Here is a 21,617-nt window from a genome sequence, read left to right as displayed (position 1 = left end):
ATTGCCGCCAAACTTCAACTGCCGGCAAAACATCTTAATGTTTAAGACGTCATGGCAAATCTTGTTCGCTTATCTTAACGGTTTTGCCGGATATTCGCAGAGGTCTGCAATGACGCAGTGATCGCAATCGGGCTTGCGCGCCTTGCAGACATAGCGGCCATGCAGGATCAGCCAGTGGTGCGCGTCCTGTTTGAATTCGGCCGGGGTGAAACGGTCCAGCCGGTCTTCGACCTCGCGCACGTCCTTGCCGGCTGCCAGCCGCGTGCGGTTGGCTACGCGGAAGATATGGGTGTCGACGGCAATGGTCGGCTGGCCAAAGGCGGTATTCAGCACCACATTGGCAGTCTTGCGGCCAACCCCGGGCAGTGCCTCGAGCGCGGCGCGTTCTTGCGGCACTTCGCCGCCGTGCTGCTCCAGCAGGATTCGACAGGTGGCGATGGTGTTCTTGGCCTTGGTGCGATACAGGCCGATGGTCTTGATGTAGTCTTCCAGCCCCTCGACGCCCAGCGCCAACATCTTGTCCGGCGTGGGCGCGGCCGGAAACAGCCGGCGCGTAGCCTTGTTGACGCCGACGTCGGTTGCCTGCGCCGACAGCAGCACGGCAATCAGCAGCTGGAACGGCGTGTCGTATTCCAGCTCGGTGGTCGGGTGCGGATTTTGTGCCTGCAGGCGGCGGTAGATTTCGGCGCGCTTGTCCTTGTTCATGCCTGTTCTCCTTGCGGCAATGGCGGCGCAGGGTTGGCCGCAACCACGCGCGCCTTGTCGGCGGCGCGGGCATCCAGCCAGTTCTTGCCGGCAATCAGGCAGCCCAGGCCGATAAAGGCACCGGGTGGCAGCACCGCCATCAGAAACTGGTAATCGGGGATGAGGTGCAGCGTCAGCACGCGCGCCCAGTCGCCCAGCAAGAGGTGAATGCCGTCAAACAGCGTGCCCTTGCCCAGCAGCTCGCGCAGCGCCCCCAGCAGCAGCAGGACCCAGGTCAGGCCCAGCCCCATGAAAAAGCCGTCCAGCGTCGCGTCGCGCGTCGGATTGCGCGAGGCATAGGCCTCGGCGCGGCCCATCACGATGCAGTTGGTGGTAATCAGCGGGATGAAAATGCCGAGCACCTGATACAGCTCGTGCCACCACGCATTCATCGCCAGATCGACGCAGGTCACCAGCGTGGCGATGATCATGATGAAGATCGGGTTGCGGATGTGATGCGGAATCCACTGTCGGCCAGCCGAAATGGCTGCGCCCGACAGCGTGGTAACAAGGGTGGTGGCAAGGCCCAGCGCCAGCGCATTCACCGCGCTATTGCTGACGGCCAGCACCGGGCACAGGCCCAGCAATTGCACAAGGCCGGGGTTTTGCTTCCACAGGCCGTTGTGGCTGATTTCACGCCAGGGGCTGCGGCGGGTTTCGCTCATGCCGGCTCCTTTGCCAGGAAAAATTCGGGGTGGTCACGGAAGGTGCTCAGCGCGCGGCTGACGGCGTGGCTGACGGCCCGCGCGGTGATGGTGGCACCGCTGACATAGTCGATATCGCCGCCATCCTTGCGCACCTTCAGCGGTGCGTTGGCTGGCGTCTTGCCGGCAAACTGATTGATCCAGTTGCTGCGCGCCGCCTCGATATAGTCGCCAAGGCCGGGGGTTTCCTGATGCTGTGCCACGCGCACCGCGTGCAGGCTGCCGTCGGGCAGGATGCCGATCAGCAGGCGGATCTGGCCGGCGTAGCCGTCCGGCGCGACAGTCTCGATCACCACCGCCTTGAGCTGGCCGCCTTGCCAGGCGCTGAAGGTCTGCACCGGCTGCGGGCTGCCCAGTGCACTGCGGATAGCCGGCGGAATGTTACGGGCGGTGTCGGCCAGCGGCTTGTCCAGCGTGGCCGGCGGAATCACCTGGCCGAGCACGGCCGCGCGTTGCTGCGCCTGGCTGGCGGCGATTTCGTCGCGGGTCAGCAGCCAGGTGCCGGCCAGCAGCACGGTCAGGCCCAGCGCAAATAGCGCCAGCCGTGTTGCGGCCAACTTGCTCTCATGCCATGCCTGTTTCATCGACGGCCTCCGCGATGGCCAAACACCGTTGGCCGCGTGTATTGATCAAGCAAGGGCACGCACAGATTCATCAGCAATACGGCAAATGCGATACCGTCGGGGAAGTTGCCGAAGCTGCGGATCAGCACCGTCAGCACGCCGGCTGCGACGCCGAAAATCAGCCGGCCACGCGGCGATGCCGCGCCGCTGACCGGGTCGGTAACGATAAAGAATGCCGCCATCGCGGTGGCACCGAACAGCAGATGCTGCAGCGGGGTCATGCGCAACTCGGGTGCCAGCAGATACAGCAGGCTGGCGCAGGCCAGCACGCCGGCAATCAGGCCGGCCGGCGCATGCCAGCTGATCACGCGCTGCTGCAAGAGGTAGAGGCCACCGGCCAGCCAGGCCAGTGCTTGCGGCCAGGCTTGCATCAGCCAGCCGGCGTCGCTGAAGGCCTGACCACCGGCACTGGCCATGCGTGCCAGATCCAGCGGCGTGGCGCTGCTGATGGCATCGGGCATCAGGCCGGCAGGCAACTCGCGCCATAAAATCCACTGCCACTGCGCGAGTGGCTCTAGCATCAGCTGCGGGTTGCCCCACTGCGCCATCTGCGCGGGGAAGGACAGGATCACCAGCGCAAAACCCAGCATCGCCGGATTGAACGGGTTGTTGCCGAGGCCGCCGTATAGCTGTTTGCCGACGATGATGGCAAAGGCGGTGGCAACCACCACCAGCCACCACGCACCAAGCGGCGGCAGCGCCAGCGCGATCAGCCAGCCAGTCAGCACCGCCGACAGATCAGCCAGCGCCGGGCGTATCGGCCGCGCACGCAGCTTCAGCACGGCGGCTTCGGCCGCCAGCGCGGTGACGGTGGCCAGCAGCAGTTGCAACAGCAGGCCGCTGCCTTGCTGCCAGACGCTGACGGCGATGGCCGGCAGCATGGCCAGCAGCACCTTGAGCATCACGTTCGACACCGACAAGGCGCGGAACAGATGGTTGGCGTGTATCAGTTTCATGGCTTGTCCTGCGGCCTCATCGCGGCCGCTTCAGGGTTTTCTGCTGCCTTGGCGGCTTTGCGTGCCGCGGCGCGTGCCATTGCGGCTTCGATCGCGGCGCGTTTTTCGTCGGTCATGCCGGCTGGCTCGGGGCTTGCGGCCAAGGTTGCGCTGGCTTCGGTTGCGACAGGAGCTTCGCTGCTTTCGGCTGCCTTGGCGGCTTTGCGTGCGGCGGCGCGAGCCATCGCGGCTTCGATCGCGGCGCGTTTTTCCTCAGTCATGCCGGCAGGCTCGGGGCTTGCGGCCAAGGTTGAGCTGGCTTCGGCTGCGGCAGGGGCTTCGCTGCTTTCTGCTGCCTTGGCGGCTTTGCGTGCTGCGGCGCGTGCCATCGCGGCTTCGATCGCGGCGCGTTTTTCCTCAGCCATGCCGGCAGGCTCGGGGCTTGCGGCCAAGGTTGCGCTGGCTTCGGTTGCGACAGGTGCGTCGCTGATTTCGGCTGCCTTGGCCGCCTTGCGTGCGGCGGCGCGAGCCATTGCGGCTTCGATCGCGGCGCGCTTTTCCTCAGTCATGCCGGCTGGCTCCGGGCTTGCGGCCAAGTTTGTGCTGGCTTCGACTGCGGCAGGAGCTTCGCTGCTTTCTGCTGCCTTGGCCGCTTTGCGTGCGGCGGCGCGTGCCATCGCGGCTTCGATCGCGGCGCGTTTTTCATCAGTCATGCCGGCTGGCGGTGCGGCAGCTTCGCCAGTGGCCGTCGCAGTCGCATCCGGTTGACGGGCGGCAGCGCGGGCCATGGCGGCGGCAATCGCTGCGCGCTTGCTGTCATCCATGCCGCTGGCAGGCTTGCTGTCTGTAGGCGGCGTGTCGCTGGCTTTGGCTGCGGCCTGGGCGGCGAGTTTTTCGGCCTGGGCGGCGGCGCGGTCGGCCATGCGCTGGGCTTTTTCTGACTTGTCGCGCTCGATGCGGAACTGGCGGAACTCGTGGCGCTGACGCGCGAGTTCGGCGGCCTTGCTGTCGCGGTCGGCGGCCCAGATTTCGCTCTTGGCAAAACGGTAGTAATCGACCAGCGGAATCTGGCTCGGGCAGACATAGCTGCAGGCACCGCATTCGATGCAGTCCATCAGGTAAAGATCGCGCGCCTTGTCGAACTGGCGCGCCTTGGCATGCCAGTACAAGTCCATCGGCTGCAGGCTGACCGGACAGGCGCTGGCGCAGTCGCCGCAGCGGATACAGGCGCTGGCGGTGGGGCGAGGCGGGAAAAGTGCCGGCGACTTGGCCAGCAGGCAGTTGCCGGCCTTGGTGAGGCCCAGCTCGCGCGAGGGCAGGGTGAAACCCATCATCGGGCCGCCGAGCACCACGCTGTCGCAATCCGGCTCGACACTGGCCTGTGCCAGCAATTCGCTGGCCGGCGTGCCGATCAGCGCCTCGAAGTTGGCCGCATCTTTCACCGCACCACTGACAGTGACGATGCGGCTGATCAGCGGCTCGCCATAAAGCACGGCGCGTGCAATCGCGTAACAGGTGCCGACATTGAGCGACTGCACGCCCAGCGAGGTCGAGCGGGTGCCGTGCGGAATCGCCTTGCCGGTCAGCAGGTAGATCAGCTGCTTGGCACCGCCGCTCGGGTATTTGGTTGGCACCGGCACGACTTCGAAACCGTGGCGTGCAGCGGCGGCGCGCATGGCGGCAATCGCCTGCGGCTTGTTGTCTTCGATGCCGATCAGTACTTCGCGCGCCTGCACGGCGTGGCGCGCAATGGCAATGCCGTCACACAGGGTGTCGGCGCGTTCGCGCATCAGCCTGTCGTCACAGCTGATGTAGGGCTCGCATTCGGCACCGTTGATCACCAGGGTGTCGATCTGGCCGCGCAGCTTGAGCTGGGTCGGGAACACTGCACCGCCAAGGCCGACCACGCCCATTTGCGCGAGGTGTTCGGCAATCTCGCTGCCTTCGCGCATCTGCCAGTCGGTCAGTGCCGGCTTGTCGCCCCATTCCTCGCGGCCATCGCTTTGCAGGCTGATGGTGAGCTCCGGCAGGCCGGACGGGTGGGCAAACGGTGCTGGGGCGATGGCGGTGATGAGGCCGGAAGTCGGCGCGTGCAGATTGGCCGAGATGCGGCCGTCGGCGCGGGCGATGATCTCGCCCTTGCGCACGCGCTGGCCGACGGTCACACAGGGAATGGCGGCATTGCCCATGCTCTGGCGCACTGCCAGTTGCAGCAGCGCCGGCAGTGCCGCCTGGCGGATCGGGCTTTCGCTGCTTTGCAGCTTGTGTTCGGGCGGGTGAATGCCGCCCGGAAAATCATGCAGGGTTCTCATGCTTGCTTACCGTCGGCGGCAGGGTTGGCCGCAGCGCCGACAAGGGGCTGAATCGGGATCAGCGGGTATTGCCATTTCCAGTTGTCGAGCTGGCCGTCGAGCGGTTCCATGCTGATGCAATCGACCGGACAGGGCGGCAGGCATAGCTCGCAGCCGGTGCATTCGGCGGCAATCACGGTGTGCATCTGCTTGGCCGCGCCCAGAATGGCATCCACCGGACAGGCCTGGATGCACAGCGTACAGCCGATGCAGTTTTGCTCGTCGATCAGCGCCACGGCGCGGCTTTTCGGTTGTGGTGCGTCATCGGCAAAGGGCTTGAATTCGACGCCGAGCAGCTCGGCCAGCTTGCGTATGCCGTCTTCGCCACCTGGCGGGCATTTGTTGATGTCGTCCTCGCCCTTGGCTAGCGCCTCGGCATAGGGGCGACAGCCCGGATGCTGGCATTGGCCGCACTGGGTCTGTGGCAGGATGGCGTCGATCTTGTCGGCCAGCGGGTCACCTTCTACCTTGAAATACACCGAGGCAAAGCCGAGCAGTGCACCCAGCAGTAGCGCAAGGCCCAGCATCACGGCAACGGCCAGTAGCAGCTCGCTCATTTCACCCACCCGGCAAAGCCCATGAAGGCCATGCTCATCAGACCGGCGGTAATCAGCGCAATCGGCACGCCGCGAAATGGTGCCGGCACATCCGCGCCTTCGAGGCGTTCGCGCAGCGCGCCAAACAGGATCAGCACCAGCGAGAAGCCCAGCGCCGAACCCAGGCCGTAAATCAGCGATTCGGCAAAGCTGTGATGTTGCTGCAGGTTCAGCAGCGGCACGCCGAGCACGGCGCAGTTGGTGGTAATCAGCGGCAGGTAGATGCCGAGTGACTGGTACAACACCGGGCTGGTCTTGTGGATCACCATTTCGGTCAGTTGCACGATGCCGGCGATGATGGCGATAAAGGTAATGGTGCGCAGAAACTCCAGCCCCAGGCTTTCCAGCAGCAGATTGGCCAGGTGGCTGCTGCCGGCACCCAGCGTCAACACGAAAGCAGTCGCGGCACCCATGCCGATGGCGGCTTCCAGCTTTTTCGAGACGCCCATGAAGGGGCAGAGGCCCAGCATCTTGACCAGCACCACATTGTTGACAAGCACGGTGCTGACCAGGATCAGGAAATAGTAGTGCAAATCCATCGGGAATCACTGTATTGGCAAGCCGGCGATTATCCGCCTTAGTCCTGCGGGCTTCAACCATGCTGTCGTGTAGGTAGTCACTACTGGATCAGATCTTGCTAGGCCATGCGAGGAACAATTCTGCGACAGTAGATTGCATACATTAGGCATAAATAGATGTTAAGGGCTTATGCTATCAAATGGCTTGCGATAGCCTAGGCTGACATTTAAAGAAAACAGCAAGTAATCTGTCGATCTGGAGCGCGGTATGAAGAAGTCTGTAAGCATCGGTGGCCGACTGGTTTTGGTGCAGGTAGTGCTGATGGTTGTCATGGTCGGCATCCTGATGGTGCCCGCCTATCTGTTTTCCAAGAAAATCCTGCTGGAGCGCACCCAGGCGGCGCAGCAGCAGCTGATCGGCCAGTCGGTGAATATGGCTGTCGGCTTTGACGACGCGCTGCGCATCGCCGCCCAGCAGTTTGACCGCATGTTTGCGGCCAGCTTTGACGGGGCGTTCAAGCTGGATGCGCAGCAGAAAGTCGATACCGGCGGCGCGATGCTGCCGGTGCTGATGAATGGCAGCCAGCTGCTGAACAATAATCATGATCTGGCAGGGCAGTTCGCCATTCGCAGCGGTAATCCGGCCAGTGTGCTGGTGCGTGATGGTGATGATTTCGTGCGGGTGTCGACTTCTCTGCTGACCGCTGATGGCAAGCGCGCGGTCGGCAGCAAGCTGGAGCGCAGCAATCCGGCTTACGACAAGCTGACTAACGGTCTGCCTTTCCAGGGCAAGGTGGTGACTTTCGACAAGGATTATGTCGTCAGCTATACGCCGATCAAGGACGATAACGGCAAGGTGATCGGCGCGACTTCGGTAGCGCTGAGCGCCTCCGAAGGGGTGGGTGGCCTGCTGGCGCGCCTGTCCAAGGTCAAGCTTGAGGCGTCCGGCCATCTGTTCATTATCGGGGTCGACAAGAGCAGCAATGATTACGGCCGCTTCGTGCTGCATCCCAAACTGTCAGGCCGCAGCATAGACAAGGATGTGGATGCGGATGGCGCGGCGTATCTGAAAGCCATGCTGGAACAGCCATCCGGCACCCTGACGGTGCGCAAAACCGACGAGAATGGCCTGCCGGTCGAGCATATGCTGACCTGGCAAAGGCTGGATGCATGGGGCTGGCTGATTGTCAGTGACGAGCTGACCAGTGAACTGCAACAGGGCAACAAGGTCTTGCTGCAGGGCCTGGTAGCCGGCTGCGTGTTGTTGGTGGCCTTGCTGTCGCTAAGCCTGTGGTGGCTGACCGGCCGCTTGGTGGCGCGTCCGGTGCGCAAGCTTGTGCAGGCAGTGGGCGAGGTGCGCGACAGCTGTGACCTGACTCGCCGGCTGGATGTGACGCGCCGCGACGAGATTGGCGAGATTGCCGATGCGATGAACAGCCTGCTCGAACGTTTCCGCCAGGTGCTCAACAGCACGCGGGATCATGCGCAGGAGCTGGAAAGCGCCGCGATTGACCTGTCGGCCAAGGCCGAGTCGGCGGTGTTGGCCGCAACCGAACAGCAGGAAAGCGCGATGGCGATGGATAGCCACGCAAGCCAGCTGAATGCCGGCGTGCAGAGTATTGCCGGCGTCGCGGCCGAAGCCAGCGATACCGCGCGCAATTCCAGCGAAGCAGCCAAGCAAGGCAGCCGCAGCCTGGTGGCAGCAGTGGATGAGGTCAATCTGATTGCCAATACGCTGAACGATGCCGAGAGCAGTCTGCACAGTCTGGAAGGCAGCGCGCGGCAGATCAGCACCATCATTGCGGTGATTCGCGATATTGCCGATCAGACCAATCTGCTGGCGCTGAATGCGGCGATCGAGGCGGCGCGTGCCGGCGAATTCGGTCGCGGCTTTGCCGTAGTGGCGGATGAAGTGCGCAAACTGGCCGAGCGTACCAGCCAGTCGACACAGGAAATCGGCAGCATGATCAAGGCCATGCAGCAGGCGACAGATGGTGCGGTTGGCTCGATGCGCGAATCGGTGCGGCTGGCGGCCAACGGTGCGGCGATTACGGCCGAAGCCCGTCAGGCGATCGAGGCGATTCTGACGGCCTCGGCCGAAACCATGGCCGTGGTTGGCCGCATCAATGAACAGCTCGCCATCCAGCAGCAAAGCGTGCAGGAAATCTCCGGCCATGTGGCGGCGGTGGCCGGCAAGGCCGATATCGGCAGCGAGGCGGCTCGACGTTCGTCCGATACCGCCAAGGACATGCAGGGGCTGGCCAATGCCCTGCGTGACGAGGTGAATCTGTTCCGTACCTGACGGCACGCAGAAGAAATGCTGTTGACCTCTTGAAATTGCGCTTGGTTCTCCTCAAGTACGGGCTAGACGATAGCTGAAGGAGCCAATCATGCGCTTTGACAAACTCACCACCAAATTCCAGCAGGCCCTGGGCGATGCCCAGAGTCTGGCCCTGTCTGCCGATAACGGCTTCATCGAGAGTCAGCATGTGCTGCTGGCGATGCTGGACGATGCCGATAGCGGCATCGGCAGCCTGCTGGCGCGTGCCGGCGTCAATGTCAGTGCGCTGAAGGGCAGCTTGCGCGAGGCGATTGGCCGCCTGCCCAAGGTCAGCGGCAATGGCGGCGAGATTACCGTGTCGCGCGATCTGGGCAATCTGCTGAATCTGACCGACAAGGCCGCGATGAAACGTGGTGACCAGTTCATCGCCAGCGAGCTGTTCTTGCAAACCTTGGCCGCAGACAAAGGCGAGACTGCGCGTCTGTTGAAACAACATGGCGGTACCCAGCAGGCGATTGATGCCGCCATCGAGGCGGTGCGTGGTGGGGCGAGTGTTGATAACGCCGATGCCGAGCAGCAACGCGAAGCGCTGAAAAAATACACGCTGGATCTGACCGAGCGTGCACGCGCTGGCAAGCTCGATCCGGTGATTGGCCGCGACGACGAGATTCGCCGCGCGATTCAGGTGCTGCAGCGCCGTACCAAGAATAATCCGGTGCTGATCGGTGAGCCGGGCGTGGGCAAGACCGCGATTGTCGAAGGGCTGGCGCAGCGCATCGTCAATGGCGAGGTGCCGGAAAGCCTCAAACACAAAAAGCTCTTGGTGCTGGATATGGCCGGGCTGATTGCCGGTGCCAAGTTCCGCGGCGAATTCGAAGAGCGTCTGAAAGCCGTGCTGAACGATGTGGCCAAGGACGAAGGCAATATCATCCTGTTCATCGACGAAATCCATACCATGGTCGGTGCCGGTAAGGCGGATGGCGCAATGGACGCCGGCAATATGCTGAAGCCGGCGCTGGCGCGCGGCGAGCTGCACTGCCTGGGCGCGACCACGCTGGATGAATACCGCAAGTACATTGAAAAAGATGCCGCGCTGGAGCGCCGTTTCCAGAAGGTGCTGGTGGACGAGCCGACGGTGGAAGATACCATCGCCATCCTGCGCGGCCTGCAGGAAAAATACGAAATCCATCACGGTGTGGACATCACCGACCCGGCGATTGTCGCCGCGGCCGAGCTGTCGCATCGCTATATCACCGACCGCTTCCTGCCGGACAAGGCGATCGACCTGATCGACGAGGCCGCCTCCAAGATCAAGATGGAGCTGGATTCCAAGCCGGAAGAAATGGACAAGCTTGACCGTCGCCTGATCCAGCTGAAGATCGAGCGCGAGGCGGTGAAGCGCGAGAGTGACGAGGCATCACGCAAGCGCTTGCAGTTGATCGAGGAGGAAATCACCGCCTTGTCGCGTGAGTACGCTGATCTCGAAGAAATCTGGAAAGCCGAAAAGGCCAGCCAGCAGGGCAGTCAGGCGATCAAGGAAGAAATCGAGCATCTGAAAATCGAGATGGAAGAGCTCAAGCGCAAGGGCGACTGGCAGAAGCTGGCCGAATTGCAGTACGGCAAGCTGCCGCAGCTGGAAAATCGCCTGAAAGACGCCGAAGCGGCCGATAGTGGTGACAGCAAGCCGAATCGCCTGCTGCGCACCCAGGTCGGCTCGGAAGAAATCGCCGAAGTGGTGTCGCGCATGACCGGCATCCCGGTATCACGCATGTTGACTGGCGAACGCGAAAAGCTGCTGAAGATGGAAGACGTGCTGCATCAGCGCGTGGTTGGTCAGGATGAGGCCGTTACCGTGGTGGCAGATGCGATTCGCCGCTCGCGCTCTGGCCTCGCTGATCCGAACCGGCCGTATGGCTCCTTCCTGTTCCTTGGCCCGACTGGCGTGGGCAAGACCGAGCTGTGCAAGGCGCTGGCCGGCTTCCTGTTTGACAGTGAAGATCATCTGATCCGCATCGACATGTCGGAATACATGGAGAAGCATTCGGTGGCGCGGCTGATCGGTGCGCCGCCCGGTTATGTCGGCTACGAAGAAGGCGGCATGCTGACCGAGCAGGTACGCCGCAAGCCGTACAGCGTGATCTTGCTGGATGAAGTCGAGAAAGCCCATCCGGACGTGTTCAATGTGCTGTTGCAGGTACTGGATGATGGCCGCCTGACCGATGGCCAGGGCCGCACCGTGGATTTCAAGAACACGGTGATCGTGATGACCTCGAATATGGGCAGCCAGCACATTCAGGCGATGGCCGACAGCGATTACCAGGTGATCAAGCTGGCGGTGATGGCCGAGGTGAAGGCGCACTTCCGCCCCGAGTTTGTGAACCGTATCGACGAGCTGGTGGTGTTCCACGCATTGGGTGCGGCCAACATCAAGTCCATCGCACGCATCCAGCTGAAACGGCTGGAAGAGCGGCTGGCCAAGCTGGATATCAGCCTGCAGGTCAGCGACGAAGCCTTGTCGCTGATTGCCGAAGCCGGTTTCGATCCGGTGTATGGTGCACGACCGCTGAAACGCGCCATCCAGAGCGAGCTGGAAAACCCGCTGGCCAAGGCGATTCTGGCCGGCAAATATCCGCCCAAATCGACGATCATGGTCGAGGAGGCGGCCGGCAGCCTGCGATTCGTGTAAAATCGCCGCAAACAAAAAAGCCACTCCGCGATGGAGTGGCTTTTTTTTACTGCGCGGATATGGATCAGGCAGCGAAGTTCTGGGCAACGAAGTCCCAGTTCACCAGCTTCCAGAAGCCTTCCAGGTAGTTCGGACGGCTGTTGCGGAAGTCGATGTAGTAAGCGTGTTCCCACACGTCACAGGTCAGCAGCGGCTTCTTGTCGGTGGTCAGCGGAGTGGCGGCGTTGCTGGTGGACACCAGTTCCAGGCTGCCATCAGCATTCTTCACCAGCCAGGCCCAGCCGGAACCGAAAGTGCCGACGGCACAGGCGGCGAAAGCTTTCTTGAACTCGTCGAAGGAGCCCCACTTGGCGTTGATGGCATCAGCCAGCGCGCCGGAAGGCAGACGCTCTTCGCCGGCAGCGTTAGGGGCGAAACCGAACCAGTAGAAGGTGTGGTTCCAAACCTGGGCTGCATTGTTGAAGATGCCGCCGGTGGATTTCTTCACGATCTCTTCGAGGGACGCGTTTTCGAACTCGGTGCCCTTGATCAGATTGTTCAGGTTGGTGATGTAGGTCTGGTGATGCTTGCCGTAGTGGAATTCCAGGGTTTCCTTGGAAATGATCGGAGCCAGGGCGTCCAGTGCATATGGCAGTTCAGGCAGTTTGTGTTCCATCGTGCTCTCCAGAGTTAGAAGTGAAACAGCATGGGCTGTTAGACTCTCGAAGTTTACTGTAATTGCGGTATTCCGCCAATTGTTGACTAAATCGCTAGACTAAAGGTTTTGCGTGTGCATTTTGATGTAATCGTAATAGGTGCCGGCGCGGCCGGCATGATGTGTGCGGCCACGGCCGGCCAGCGTGGCCGCCGTGTATTGTTGCTGGATCACGCCGAAAAACTGGCGGAGAAAATCCGTATTTCCGGCGGCGGCCGCAGCAATTTCACCAATATCAATGCCCGGCATGACAACTATGTGTCGGAGAATCCGAATTTCTGCCGCTCGGCGCTGGCACAGTTCAGTGCGCGTGATTTTCTCGACATGATCGAGCGCCACGGCATTGCCTGGCACGAGAAAAAGCTCGGCCAGCTGTTTTGCGATGACAGTAGCCAGCAGCTGATCGACATGCTGGATGCCGAATGCCGCGACGCCGGTGTCGAGCGTCGTATGGGTGTGAAGGTCGACAAGGTTGGCCGCAACGATGCAGGCTTTAGCGTGACGTGTACGCTGGGCGATATCAGTTGTGAGTCGCTGGTGATTGCCACCGGCGGGCTGTCGATTCCGCAGATCGGTGCCACCGGCTTTGGCTACCAGATTGCCGAGCAGTTTGGCCTTGCGGTGACCAGGCTCGATCCGGCGCTGGTGCCCTTGACCTTCCATGTCGAGGATGCCGAGCGCTTCGCGCCGCTGGCTGGCGTGTCGCTGGATACCGAGGTGCGTATCGGTAAGGTGCGTTTTCGCGAAAACGTGCTGTTCACCCACAAGGGCCTGTCCGGCCCGGCGATCTTGCAGATTTCCAGTTACTGGCAGCCGGGGCAGGAGATCATCATCGACCTCGTGCCGGATATCGATGCCGAAGCCTGGCTGGAAGAGCGTGCCGGCAGCGAGCAGCTGCTGGCCAATGCCATGGGCGAACTCGGTTGGCCCAAGCGTTTTGCCGAAGCCTGGTTGGCCGCACAGGAGGCCAATGTCCGCGGCAAGGATCTGTCACAGAAAAAGCGCCGCCAGCTGGCCGAAGTGTTGCACAACTGGCGGGTGCTGCCCAATGGCACCCAGGGCTATAAAAAGGCCGAGGTCACCCGCGGCGGGGTGTCGACCAAGGCCTTGTCGTCCAAGACCATGATGGCCAATGAAGTGCCGGGCCTGTTTTTCATTGGCGAAGTGGTGGATATCACCGGCTGGCTGGGTGGCTACAACTTCCAGTGGGCCTGGTCGTCCGGCTTTGTCGCCGGCAAAAACTGCTAGAATGCCAGACTGATTCCCGAAGCTTGGCCGCGGCCAGGCTTTTGCCTTGAGTGGATACCATGAACGAATACGACTTCCAGGATGCGACGGTCAACGCCATCCGCACGCCGCCCCATTCCATCGAGGCCGAGCAGTCGGTGATTGGCGGCCTGCTGCTGGACAATAGCGCCTGGGAAAAAATCGCCGACCTGCTGACCGAGGCGGATTTTTACCGTCACGATCATCGCCAGATTTTCAAGCACATTGCGCGCATGGTGGACATTGCCCGTCCGGCCGACGTGGTAACCATTGCCGAGAGTCTGGACAAGAGCGCCGAGCTCGCCAGTGTCGGCGGCATTGCCTATCTCGCCTCGCTGGCGCAAAACACGCCGTCTGCGGCCAACATCCGCCGCTATGCCGAAATCGTGCGCGAGCGCTCGGTTATGCGCTCGCTGGCGCAAGTCGGCACCGAGATTGCCGAGTCGGCCTACAACCCGCAGGGCCGCGATGCGGCGCAGCTTTTGGACGAAGCCGAGGGCAAGGTATTCCAGATTGCCGAATCCACCGCCAAGTCCAAGCAGGGCTTCCTCGAAATGCCGGCCTTGCTGAAAGAAGTGGTCGAGCGTATCGACATGCTGTACAGCCGCGAGAATCCGGACGAGGTGACGGGCGTGCCGACCGGCTTTGTCGATCTGGATGCCAAGACTTCTGGCCTGCAACCTGGTGACCTGATCATCGTAGCTGGCCGTCCGTCGATGGGTAAGACCGCGTTCTCGATGAACATCGCCGAGCACGTAGCTGTAGAAGAAAAGCTGCCGGTGGCGGTGTTCTCGATGGAGATGGGCGGTACCCAGCTGGTGATGCGTATGCTGGGTTCGGTTGGCCGTCTCGATCAGCACGTGCTGCGTACCGGCAAGCTGGGCGACGAGGACTGGTCCAAGCTGACCAACGCCATCGGCAAGCTGTCCGAGGCGCCGATGTATATCGATGAAACCCCGGCGCTGACGGCACTGGAATTGCGTGCGCGGGCGCGGCGTCTGGCGCGTCAGCATGGCGGCAAGCTTGGCCTGATCGTGATCGACTACCTGCAGCTGATGTCGGGTTCCGGCCGCAACGACAACCGTACTGCCGAACTGGGCGAGATTTCGCGTGGCCTGAAAGGTCTGGCCAAAGAGTTGCAGGTGCCGGTGATAGCGCTGTCGCAGCTGTCGCGTGCGGTGGAGCAGCGTACCGACAAGCGGCCGATGATGTCTGACCTGCGTGAATCCGGTGCGATCGAGCAGGACGCCGACATCATCATCTTCATGTACCGCGACGAGTACTACAATCCGGATTCGCCGGACAAGGGCCTGGCCGAGGCGATTATCGGCAAGCACCGTAACGGGCCGGTAGGTCGCGTACGGCTGGCCTTCCTGGGTCATTACGCCAAGTTTGATAATGCTGCCGTGCATGGCGTGTCCGGCTGGGCTGACGCCGAAGGTTAAGCAATTTGTTGCGGCCAACCTTGCAAGGTTGGCAGCAAGTCTAGACAGGGAATCCCGATGAGCTATTTCGACAAGCATGTATTTGTCTGCTGTAACCAGCGCGCCGAAGGCGAGATGTGCTGCAACAACCACGGTGCCAGTGATCTCTTGGCTTATATGAAAGACCAGATCAAGGCGCGTGGCCTCAATGGTGCCGGCCAGATTCGTGTCAACAAGGCTGGTTGTCTGGGTCGTTGCGATGAAGGCCCGGTGCTGGTGGTTTATCCGCAGGAGACCTGGTACACCTTTATCGACAAGGAAGACATCGACGAAATCGTCGAAGAGCATATGGTGAATGGCCGTATCGTGGAAAGGCTGAAAATCTGATGTTGAAACCAGCGCAGAAGGTGATGATTGCCGGCCCGGTTGGCGTGCTTGAAACCATTTTCATCCCGCCGGCGACAGCCTTGCATGGCATCGCCGTGATTTGTCATCCGAATCCGACTCAGGGTGGTACCAATACCAACAAGGTCATCCAGACGGCGGCCAAGGTGCTGTCGCAGCTGGGTTATGCCTGCTATCTGCCGAATCTGCGCGGTGTGGGTGAAAGCGGCGGCCAACATGACTTCGGTAATGGCGAGGTGGATGATGTACTGGCGGTCATCGAGCATGCGCGGCGTGAGCAAGGTGATGAGGGCGAACTGCCGCTGGCGTTGGCGGGTTTCTCCTTTGGAGGCTTTGTCGCCGCGCGGGTGCGTGAGCGCATCGAGGCTGACAAGTTGTTGCTGATGGGGCCGGCTGTCGGCAAGTACGACATTCCGACGCCGCATGTGCCGGCGGATACACTGGTGATTCATGGTGAGGCGGACGAGGTGGTGCCGCTGGAGAATGTGATGGTCTGGGCGCGCGAGCAGCACTTGCCGGTGCTGGTGATGCCGGAGGCCGGTCACTTCTTTCATGGCCGCCTGATACAGCTGGGGCAGTGGATCAAGCGTTGTTGGTAAAAAAGCCGGGAGATATCCCGGCTTTTTTGTGATTTGTCATGAATGGACTATCTATTCGATGGTAATTTCTTTTGCCACTTTGCTTTGTGGCCAATTGCTTTATGAAAACTATAAATAAAGTATATAAACTGCATAAGTAAGCCTGAATACCCACCGGAGATACCCATGCTTAACCGTCTGAAGATTGGCAGCAAGCTTGTCTTGCTAGTCGTACCGTTCGGATTGCTGTCCATGTCGCTTGCCAGTTATTTGTCCATGCAAAGATACGAGTACCTGCAAGACATGCAGCATGCCAAATCCCTGGTGATGGTGGCCAAGGATGCGACTGCGCTGATCGATACACTGCAGGCGGAGCGTGGCTTGACTAACGGCTTCATGAGTGGTGCGGCAACAAGTGTACCGGCCCCTTTGCAGCAGGCGCGTGGCAAGGCAGATGCTGCGGTAGCTGCATTTGAGACGACCTTGCAAACGCTGGATGAGAGCGAGGTGCAGCAGATGGCCGGCGCTGCCCTGACTGCTGCCAAAGAGTTGCTTGCCAAACGCAGTGTCGTCGATGGCAAGCAAGCGCCGGCACCGGAAGTATTTGCTGCTTATACCGGGCAGATCGAGAAGCAGATGTCATTGTTGGCCGGTCTGGGTGGCTCGACCAATGATGCGGAAGTGATTCGCTATAGCACGGCAATTTCGAATACCGCATGCATCAAGGAATACGCCGGGCGCGAGCGAGGGTTTGTTAACGGCGTACTGTCGGGTGCTGGATTTGTTCAGGCGAGCTTGCTGCAAGGTAGTGGCCTGGCAGCAAGGCAGCAAGCCTGCGAGGGTCAGCTGACGGTGCTGGCGGATGAGGCATGGCGCGACAGTTTGTTGCCATTCCTGCAATCCGATGCGGCCAAGGCCTTGGCCGCAATGCGTGTCAATGTTTATCAGGCACCGTTGGGTCAGCCGGTTGCTGTGACGCCTGAGCAGTGGTTCGCTGCAACCTCTGCACAAATTGGCCAGCTCAAATCGGCACAGGAGTCGCTGCTGGAGGCCTTGAGCGGAAAGGTAGATTCGCATATTGCCGAGGCCAAGGCCTATCTCTACGGCACTATCGGCATTTCAGCAGCCTTGATCCTGTTGTTGCTGGTGGGTGGGATGGCGGTGTATCGCAGCATTCGCAATCCGATTGTTGGCCTTTCCGGCTTGATGACCGCGATGAGTCGTGATCTGGATCTGGCACCAAGAGCCAAGCAGCAAGGCGATGATGAAATCGCAGCGATGGCCAACGCGTTTGATCATCTGGTTGATACTTTTGCGGGCACGCTGAAGGTGGTCAAGCAAAGTGCGCATGGTCTGATGGGCTCGGCGACGGCACTGCAGGGTGTGTCTGCGCGCGCAGCAGTGGCTGCCGAGACCCAGAGCGAGTCCTCTACGGGGATTGCGGCGGCGGTCGAGCAGATGACGGTCGGCATTGCATCTGTGAGTGACAATACTCAGGAGAACCTCGAGGTTGCTCAGATGATGCAGCGTGGTGTCACGACCGGACGTAATCGCATGCAGCAAACTACCGAGGCAATGAAGTCTACCGCCAAGACGGTTGATGAGGCTGGCGCCTTGATTCTGGGTTTGGCTGATAAGTCGCAAAGTATCCGCCAGATCATCACTGCAATCCGTGATATTGCTGACCAGACCAATTTGCTGGCTTTGAATGCGGCTATCGAGGCAGCGCGAGCAGGTGAGATGGGGCGCGGTTTTGCGGTGGTGGCGGATGAGGTCAGGAAGCTTGCCGAGCGTACCGGCAAGGAGACAGTCGAGATTACTCACCTGATTGAAGTCATCACCAATGAAACCGCTACGGCTGCGAATCAGATGCAAATGGCGCGCGGCCAGATGGATGAGGGTTTGGCTTTGGTTCGCGATACTTTGTCCGAGCTGGATGCGATTCACAGCGAGGCTGATCAGACTGCAGCCAAGAGCGAGGAGACTGCCGCGGCGATGCGCGAGCAGACAGCTGCCAGCAATGAAGTGGCCGTCAATATCAGCAAGATTGCCTCGCTGGCCGAGGAAAATGCCACGATTGTTGAAGAGGCTGCCGATCTGGCAAGTCGACTGAACGATACTGCGAGTAGTCTGGTGGCTCAGGTGGATCGCTTCAAGCACACCAGTCACTAATGACCCCAGTCAAAAAAAAGCCACCTCTATCAGGTGGCTTTTTTTATTTGCAGTGAGGGCCAACATCCAGTGCGGCCCAGCCTTCGTGGCCAAGCTCTTCTACCACTTCGATATTGCGCTCGAAAATGGCTTCCGGGTCAGGGAACGCTTCGACTGCCCTGGCGATACTTGATTCCCGAATCAGGTGCAGTGTCGGATAGGGCGAGCGGTTGGTCAGATTGCTTGGGTCGTTGATGGTGGTGTCGGCAAACTGGAAGCGAGGATGGAAACTGGCTACCTGGATTTCGCCTTCCAGTCCGAGTTGCTCGAGAGCTGCGTCAGCAATTTCCAGAAAGTCATTGAAGTCCAGAAAACGTGTCAGGGCCAGTGGGTGTACCAGCAGGGTGGTATCGGTTTCTTCCGGCGGAGTTTCCTGCAGCAGCTTGAGCTCCATCATCAGGTGTTCAAGCAGGGTGGCCGGGTCTTTGGCTTCGCTGACCACGATGCGAACCTGATTTTTTACATAGACCGATTTGGCAAAAGGGCAGAGATTAAGGCCGATCACGGCTTTCTCCAGCCAGTTTTTCGTATCCTGGATAATGATTTCTTGATCTGGACTTTGCATTTTTGACCCTTGAAAAACAAAAAAACCCGGACAAGTCCGGGTTTTGCGCTTTAAACAAGCAGCGGAAAATTATTCCGGCTGAATGTTGGAAGCTTGCTTGCCCTTAGGGCCTTCAACGATGTCGAAGCTTACGCGCTGGTTTTCAGCCAGGGTGCGGAAGCCTTTAGCGTTGATCTGGGAGAAGTGAGCGAATACATCGTCACCGCCGTTGTCTGGAGTGATGAAGCCAAAGCCCTTGGAGTCGTTGAACCACTTAACGGTACCGGTTGCCATGTTCTGTTCCCTTTATGGAATAGCGTTGGTAATTTGAGAAAAGCGCATGTCAATCAAGGGAAATGACGAACTGTGGTACGGGCAATGCCACTACAACAACTGACAGATCACATCTTGAAAAACTGCAGCTCGCAGTCTGCCTGCAGAGACGGTTCTCGGCAAGTGTTTTTTTATGCTTGCTACAAAATTCTTAAGCAACAGTTCAATAAATAGCGGTGATCCTTGTGATTTATCAATAAATACAGCGTGTGCAATCCTGGGCGTTGCTAGTCTTATATTGGCTATAAATCATCTAACAACAAAGAGTTGTAGCGGAGGCTTGTTATGGAGGCAGTGCTGGAGCGTTTCAGAATTGAAGATGAAGAGCTGTTTGTCGATTTTCAGAACGCACTGGATGATTATGTGCCGAGAATTTCGCAATTGCTGGGGGCTTTGCGTCATAGCCCGCAGGATGAGGTGCTGCTTGCCGACCTGATGCGACTGATGCACACCATCAAGGGTGATGCCGGTTTATGCCGTATGGGGTTTCTGGCGCAGCTGATGCATGGAGTCGAAGACTTGCTGGCAAGGGTAAGGGCAAAAGAGCTGGCATTCAGTTATGCGATCGAGCAAGCTGTTTTCTTGGCGGTTGACCATCTTGAGCTGCTGATTCAGTCACTGGATCAGCAAAGCGAAGTGCCACTTGATGACTTCAATCGGCTATGTGATGAGTTGAAGCGGGTGGCACGGGTGAATCCTGATGAGCTGGATGAGGCAATTGCCCAGCTGATTGAAGTCGTTACGGGCTACCGCCCGGCCAATATGCACGATGACGATCCGCCGGTATTGCCTGTGGTTGCCGATGCCTTGCGACAGGACCTGCGCCTGTTTCACGAACTGGCAATGCAGCTCGAGCAGCGTTCGCATTTGCTGCAGGGTCGCACCGAACGCAATCTGCTGCTGGCGCGCGAATGTAACGAACTGGCTGGTTTGCCGGTTGATCCGCTGCAGCTGGAGGCGGCGATCTATATGCACGATGTCGGTATGATGTTTTTGCCGGAGGATGTGTGGTTTCGCGCCAGCCGACTGAGCGAAGAGCAGCGCTCCCAGCTGGTGCACCATCCGGGCTGGGCGGCAGATATCCTGGTAAGAATGCAGGGTTGGACGGAAGCGGCCACGATGGTCAGGCAGCATCATGAGCGGCTGGATGGCCGTGGCTATCCGGCAGGGCTGAAGTCGGAAATGATCTGTAGCGGAGCCAAACTGATTGCGATTGTAGATACCTTTGAGGCGGTAATCTTGCGGCACGGACAAAGAATGCAGTCTCGATCGTTGTTGCGGGCCGTGGCCGAGGTCAATGCATGTGAATCGCAATTTGATGCGGGCTGGATTCGCTGTTTCAACAGTGTGGTGCACCGGCGCATTGCCGATGGCTCAGGCTTGCCACATATCCGCTAAGCTCACCACAAAACAAAAGCGGCCCACAATTACGGGCCGCTTTTGTTGGCAGTGCTTGTCTGAATCAAGGCTGTTTAGCAGTCTTCCAGCTGCAGCAGTTCTTCGACGGTCTGCTTTCTGCGGATCAGTCTGTGATCGTCACCATCAATCAATACTTCAGCGATCAGTGGGCGACTATTGTAGTTGCTCGACATTGAAGCTCCATACGCACCCGTATCGTGGAAGACCAGCAGATCACCCACCTCGGCTTGCGGCAGTTCGCGCGGGGTAACCACGCCACCGTCGGTCTGGGTGAATACGTCGCCGGATTCGCACAGTGGACCAGCGACTACGGTCGGTTTGTGAGGTCGTGCGGCATGGTCGGCAGGCAGCAGGCTGATCTGGTGATAGCTGCCGTACATGCTCGGGCGCATCAGCTCATTGAAGCCGGCATCGACCAGCACAAAGTGATTGCGGCCAACGTCCTTGGTGGCGCGCACCTCAGCCAGCAGATGGCCGGATTCGGCCACCAGGAAGCGGCCTGGCTCGATTTCGAGATGCAGGCTGTGGCCGATGATGGCTTCTGCCTGCTTTCGGGCTTCATTCCACAAGCCAAAGTAATGTTCGGTATCCACGGTGGCATCGCCAGCACGATAAGGAATAGACAGGCCGCCGCCGGCCGAGATAGCCAGCATGTCACAGTTCTTGTTTTTCACCTGGCTGACAAGACGGGTCATGGCGCCGCAAACCGACTGCAGATGGTCGTAATCCACGCCAGAGCCGATATGCATGTGCAGGCCAACCAGCTGCAGGCCATGCTGCTTGATGGCATCCAGCGCTTCATCAAGCTGTTCGTGCCAGATGCCATGCTTGCTGTGCTCGCCGCCGGTATTGGTCTTGTTGCTGTGGCCATGGCCAAAGCCCGGGTTGATGCGCAGCCAGACGCGATGGCCAGGGTTGGCCGCACCCAACTGATGCAACATGTCGATAGAGCCAGCATTGACCGGAACGCCATGTTCTACCACCAGCGCCAAGGTTTCACGGTCGATCAGGTCAGCCGTGAAGACAATGCCCGAATCCGAACCTTGCGCATCAAAGCCGGCGGCCAGAGCACGCAGGATTTCGCCACGAGAAACTGCATCAACCTTGACGCCTTCTTCGCGCATCAATCGCAGAATGTGCGTGTTGGAGCAGGCTTTCTGGGCAAAACGGATGGTGTCAAAAGCGCGCAGACGGGCGATCTGGCTGCGAATCACGGCTGCATCGTAAGTCCATAGCGGCGTGCCATAGTGTTGGGTAAGGGCTTTCAGATTATCCGGAACGGGTTTTTGCATGATCTCTTTCCTG

The 21,617-nt window shown here is 59.9% G+C and carries 19 protein-coding genes; 8 read left to right on the top strand and 11 right to left on the bottom strand.

The features are described 5' to 3' along the window. Nucleotides 1–69 precede the first annotated feature (69 nt). From nth to rsxA, 7 genes are read right to left on the bottom strand one after another with little or no spacing between them, the layout of a single operon-like run. Nucleotides 70–705, bottom strand: coding sequence for an endonuclease III (gene nth, locus ACZ9W6_RS09700; RefSeq protein WP_465190916.1), 636 nt, complete (start codon nucleotides 703–705; stop codon nucleotides 70–72). Then, nucleotides 702–1,409: an electron transport complex subunit E gene (locus tag ACZ9W6_RS09695; RefSeq protein ID WP_465190915.1), complete on the bottom strand. Its 708-nt coding sequence runs from the start codon at nucleotides 1,407–1,409 to the stop codon at nucleotides 702–704. The genes nth and ACZ9W6_RS09695 overlap by 4 nt, the downstream gene beginning before the upstream one ends. Continuing rightward, nucleotides 1,406–2,032, bottom strand: a complete 627-nt coding sequence (locus ACZ9W6_RS09690) for an RnfABCDGE type electron transport complex subunit G (RefSeq protein WP_465190914.1) — start codon at nucleotides 2,030–2,032, stop codon at nucleotides 1,406–1,408. The genes ACZ9W6_RS09695 and ACZ9W6_RS09690 overlap by 4 nt, the downstream gene beginning before the upstream one ends. After that, nucleotides 2,029–3,027: an RnfABCDGE type electron transport complex subunit D gene (locus tag ACZ9W6_RS09685; RefSeq protein WP_465190913.1), complete on the bottom strand. Its 999-nt coding sequence runs from the start codon at nucleotides 3,025–3,027 to the stop codon at nucleotides 2,029–2,031. The genes ACZ9W6_RS09690 and ACZ9W6_RS09685 overlap by 4 nt, the downstream gene beginning before the upstream one ends. Beyond that, nucleotides 3,024–5,318, bottom strand: coding sequence for an electron transport complex subunit RsxC (rsxC, locus tag ACZ9W6_RS09680; RefSeq protein ID WP_465190912.1), 2,295 nt, complete (start codon nucleotides 5,316–5,318; stop codon nucleotides 3,024–3,026). The genes ACZ9W6_RS09685 and rsxC overlap by 4 nt, the downstream gene beginning before the upstream one ends. Further along, nucleotides 5,315–5,914 carry an electron transport complex subunit RsxB gene (gene rsxB, locus ACZ9W6_RS09675; protein WP_465190911.1) on the bottom strand — a complete coding sequence of 200 codons (600 nt, stop codon included), beginning with the start codon at nucleotides 5,912–5,914 and terminating at the stop codon, nucleotides 5,315–5,317. The genes rsxC and rsxB overlap by 4 nt, the downstream gene beginning before the upstream one ends. After that, entirely contained in the window at nucleotides 5,911–6,492 is a 582-nt protein-coding gene (gene rsxA / locus ACZ9W6_RS09670; protein WP_465190910.1) for an electron transport complex subunit RsxA, read from the bottom strand. Before rsxA ends, rsxB begins: the two co-directional genes overlap by 4 nt. Nucleotides 6,493–6,739: 247 nt before the next feature. Here rsxA and ACZ9W6_RS09665 point away from each other — a divergent pair, with 247 nt between their 5' ends. Together ACZ9W6_RS09665 and clpB are read left to right on the top strand one after the other, a co-directional pair. Beyond that, the gene (locus ACZ9W6_RS09665) at nucleotides 6,740–8,773 is read left to right on the top strand and encodes a methyl-accepting chemotaxis protein (RefSeq protein ID WP_465190909.1); all 2,034 of its coding nucleotides are present in this window, start codon (nucleotides 6,740–6,742) and stop codon (nucleotides 8,771–8,773) included. An 88-nt stretch (nucleotides 8,774–8,861) separates the two neighbouring features. Continuing rightward, nucleotides 8,862–11,438, top strand: a complete 2,577-nt coding sequence (gene clpB, locus ACZ9W6_RS09660; protein ID WP_465190908.1) for an ATP-dependent chaperone ClpB — start codon at nucleotides 8,862–8,864, stop codon at nucleotides 11,436–11,438. 64 nt (nucleotides 11,439–11,502) lie between these two features. On the opposite strand, the gene ACZ9W6_RS09655 is transcribed toward clpB, so the two are convergent. Beyond that, a complete protein-coding gene (locus ACZ9W6_RS09655) occupies nucleotides 11,503–12,093 on the bottom strand; it encodes a superoxide dismutase (protein ID WP_465190906.1) in 591 nt (196 codons plus the stop codon). A 114-nt stretch (nucleotides 12,094–12,207) separates the two neighbouring features. Between ACZ9W6_RS09655 and ACZ9W6_RS09650 the strand changes: the two genes are divergently transcribed. The 5 genes from ACZ9W6_RS09650 (at nucleotide 12,208) to ACZ9W6_RS09630 (ending at nucleotide 17,977) form a co-directional block, all read left to right on the top strand. Further along, entirely contained in the window at nucleotides 12,208–13,380 is a 1,173-nt protein-coding gene (locus tag ACZ9W6_RS09650) for a BaiN/RdsA family NAD(P)/FAD-dependent oxidoreductase (RefSeq protein ID WP_465190905.1), read from the top strand. A 59-nt stretch (nucleotides 13,381–13,439) separates the two neighbouring features. After that, on the top strand, nucleotides 13,440–14,843 hold the full coding sequence (gene dnaB, locus ACZ9W6_RS09645) for a replicative DNA helicase (protein ID WP_465190904.1): 1,404 nt from the start codon (nucleotides 13,440–13,442) through the stop codon (nucleotides 14,841–14,843). Nucleotides 14,844–14,900: 57 nt separating this feature from the next. Continuing rightward, nucleotides 14,901–15,209 (top strand): (2Fe-2S) ferredoxin domain-containing protein, encoded by a 309-nt coding sequence (locus tag ACZ9W6_RS09640; protein WP_465190903.1) that lies wholly within the window; start codon nucleotides 14,901–14,903, stop codon nucleotides 15,207–15,209. Continuing rightward, nucleotides 15,209–15,826, top strand: a complete 618-nt coding sequence (locus ACZ9W6_RS09635; protein ID WP_465190902.1) for an alpha/beta hydrolase — start codon at nucleotides 15,209–15,211, stop codon at nucleotides 15,824–15,826. The genes ACZ9W6_RS09640 and ACZ9W6_RS09635 overlap by 1 nt, the downstream gene beginning before the upstream one ends. Before the next feature lie 165 nt (nucleotides 15,827–15,991). Then, nucleotides 15,992–17,977 (top strand): methyl-accepting chemotaxis protein, encoded by a 1,986-nt coding sequence (locus ACZ9W6_RS09630; protein WP_465190901.1) that lies wholly within the window; start codon nucleotides 15,992–15,994, stop codon nucleotides 17,975–17,977. A gap of 43 nt (nucleotides 17,978–18,020) precedes the next feature. Here ACZ9W6_RS09630 and ACZ9W6_RS09625 read toward each other — a convergent pair whose 3' ends face one another. Together ACZ9W6_RS09625 and ACZ9W6_RS09620 are read right to left on the bottom strand one after the other, a co-directional pair. Then, nucleotides 18,021–18,581, bottom strand: coding sequence for a DUF1415 domain-containing protein (locus ACZ9W6_RS09625; RefSeq protein WP_465190900.1), 561 nt, complete (start codon nucleotides 18,579–18,581; stop codon nucleotides 18,021–18,023). 69 nt (nucleotides 18,582–18,650) lie between these two features. Further along, on the bottom strand, nucleotides 18,651–18,854 hold the full coding sequence (locus ACZ9W6_RS09620) for a cold-shock protein (RefSeq protein ID WP_465190899.1): 204 nt from the start codon (nucleotides 18,852–18,854) through the stop codon (nucleotides 18,651–18,653). A gap of 324 nt (nucleotides 18,855–19,178) precedes the next feature. Here ACZ9W6_RS09620 and ACZ9W6_RS09615 point away from each other — a divergent pair, with 324 nt between their 5' ends. After that, nucleotides 19,179–20,291 (top strand): HD domain-containing phosphohydrolase, encoded by a 1,113-nt coding sequence (locus ACZ9W6_RS09615; RefSeq protein WP_465190898.1) that lies wholly within the window; start codon nucleotides 19,179–19,181, stop codon nucleotides 20,289–20,291. A gap of 74 nt (nucleotides 20,292–20,365) precedes the next feature. On the opposite strand, the gene lysA is transcribed toward ACZ9W6_RS09615, so the two are convergent. Further along, a complete protein-coding gene (lysA, locus tag ACZ9W6_RS09610) occupies nucleotides 20,366–21,604 on the bottom strand; it encodes a diaminopimelate decarboxylase (protein WP_465190897.1) in 1,239 nt (412 codons plus the stop codon). Nucleotides 21,605–21,617 lie beyond the last annotated feature (13 nt).

It is taken from the genome of Vogesella lacus (genome assembly GCF_979366295.1).
Note: the sequence above shows the minus strand (reverse complement) of the source record. Positions and strands in the feature narration are given on the sequence as shown.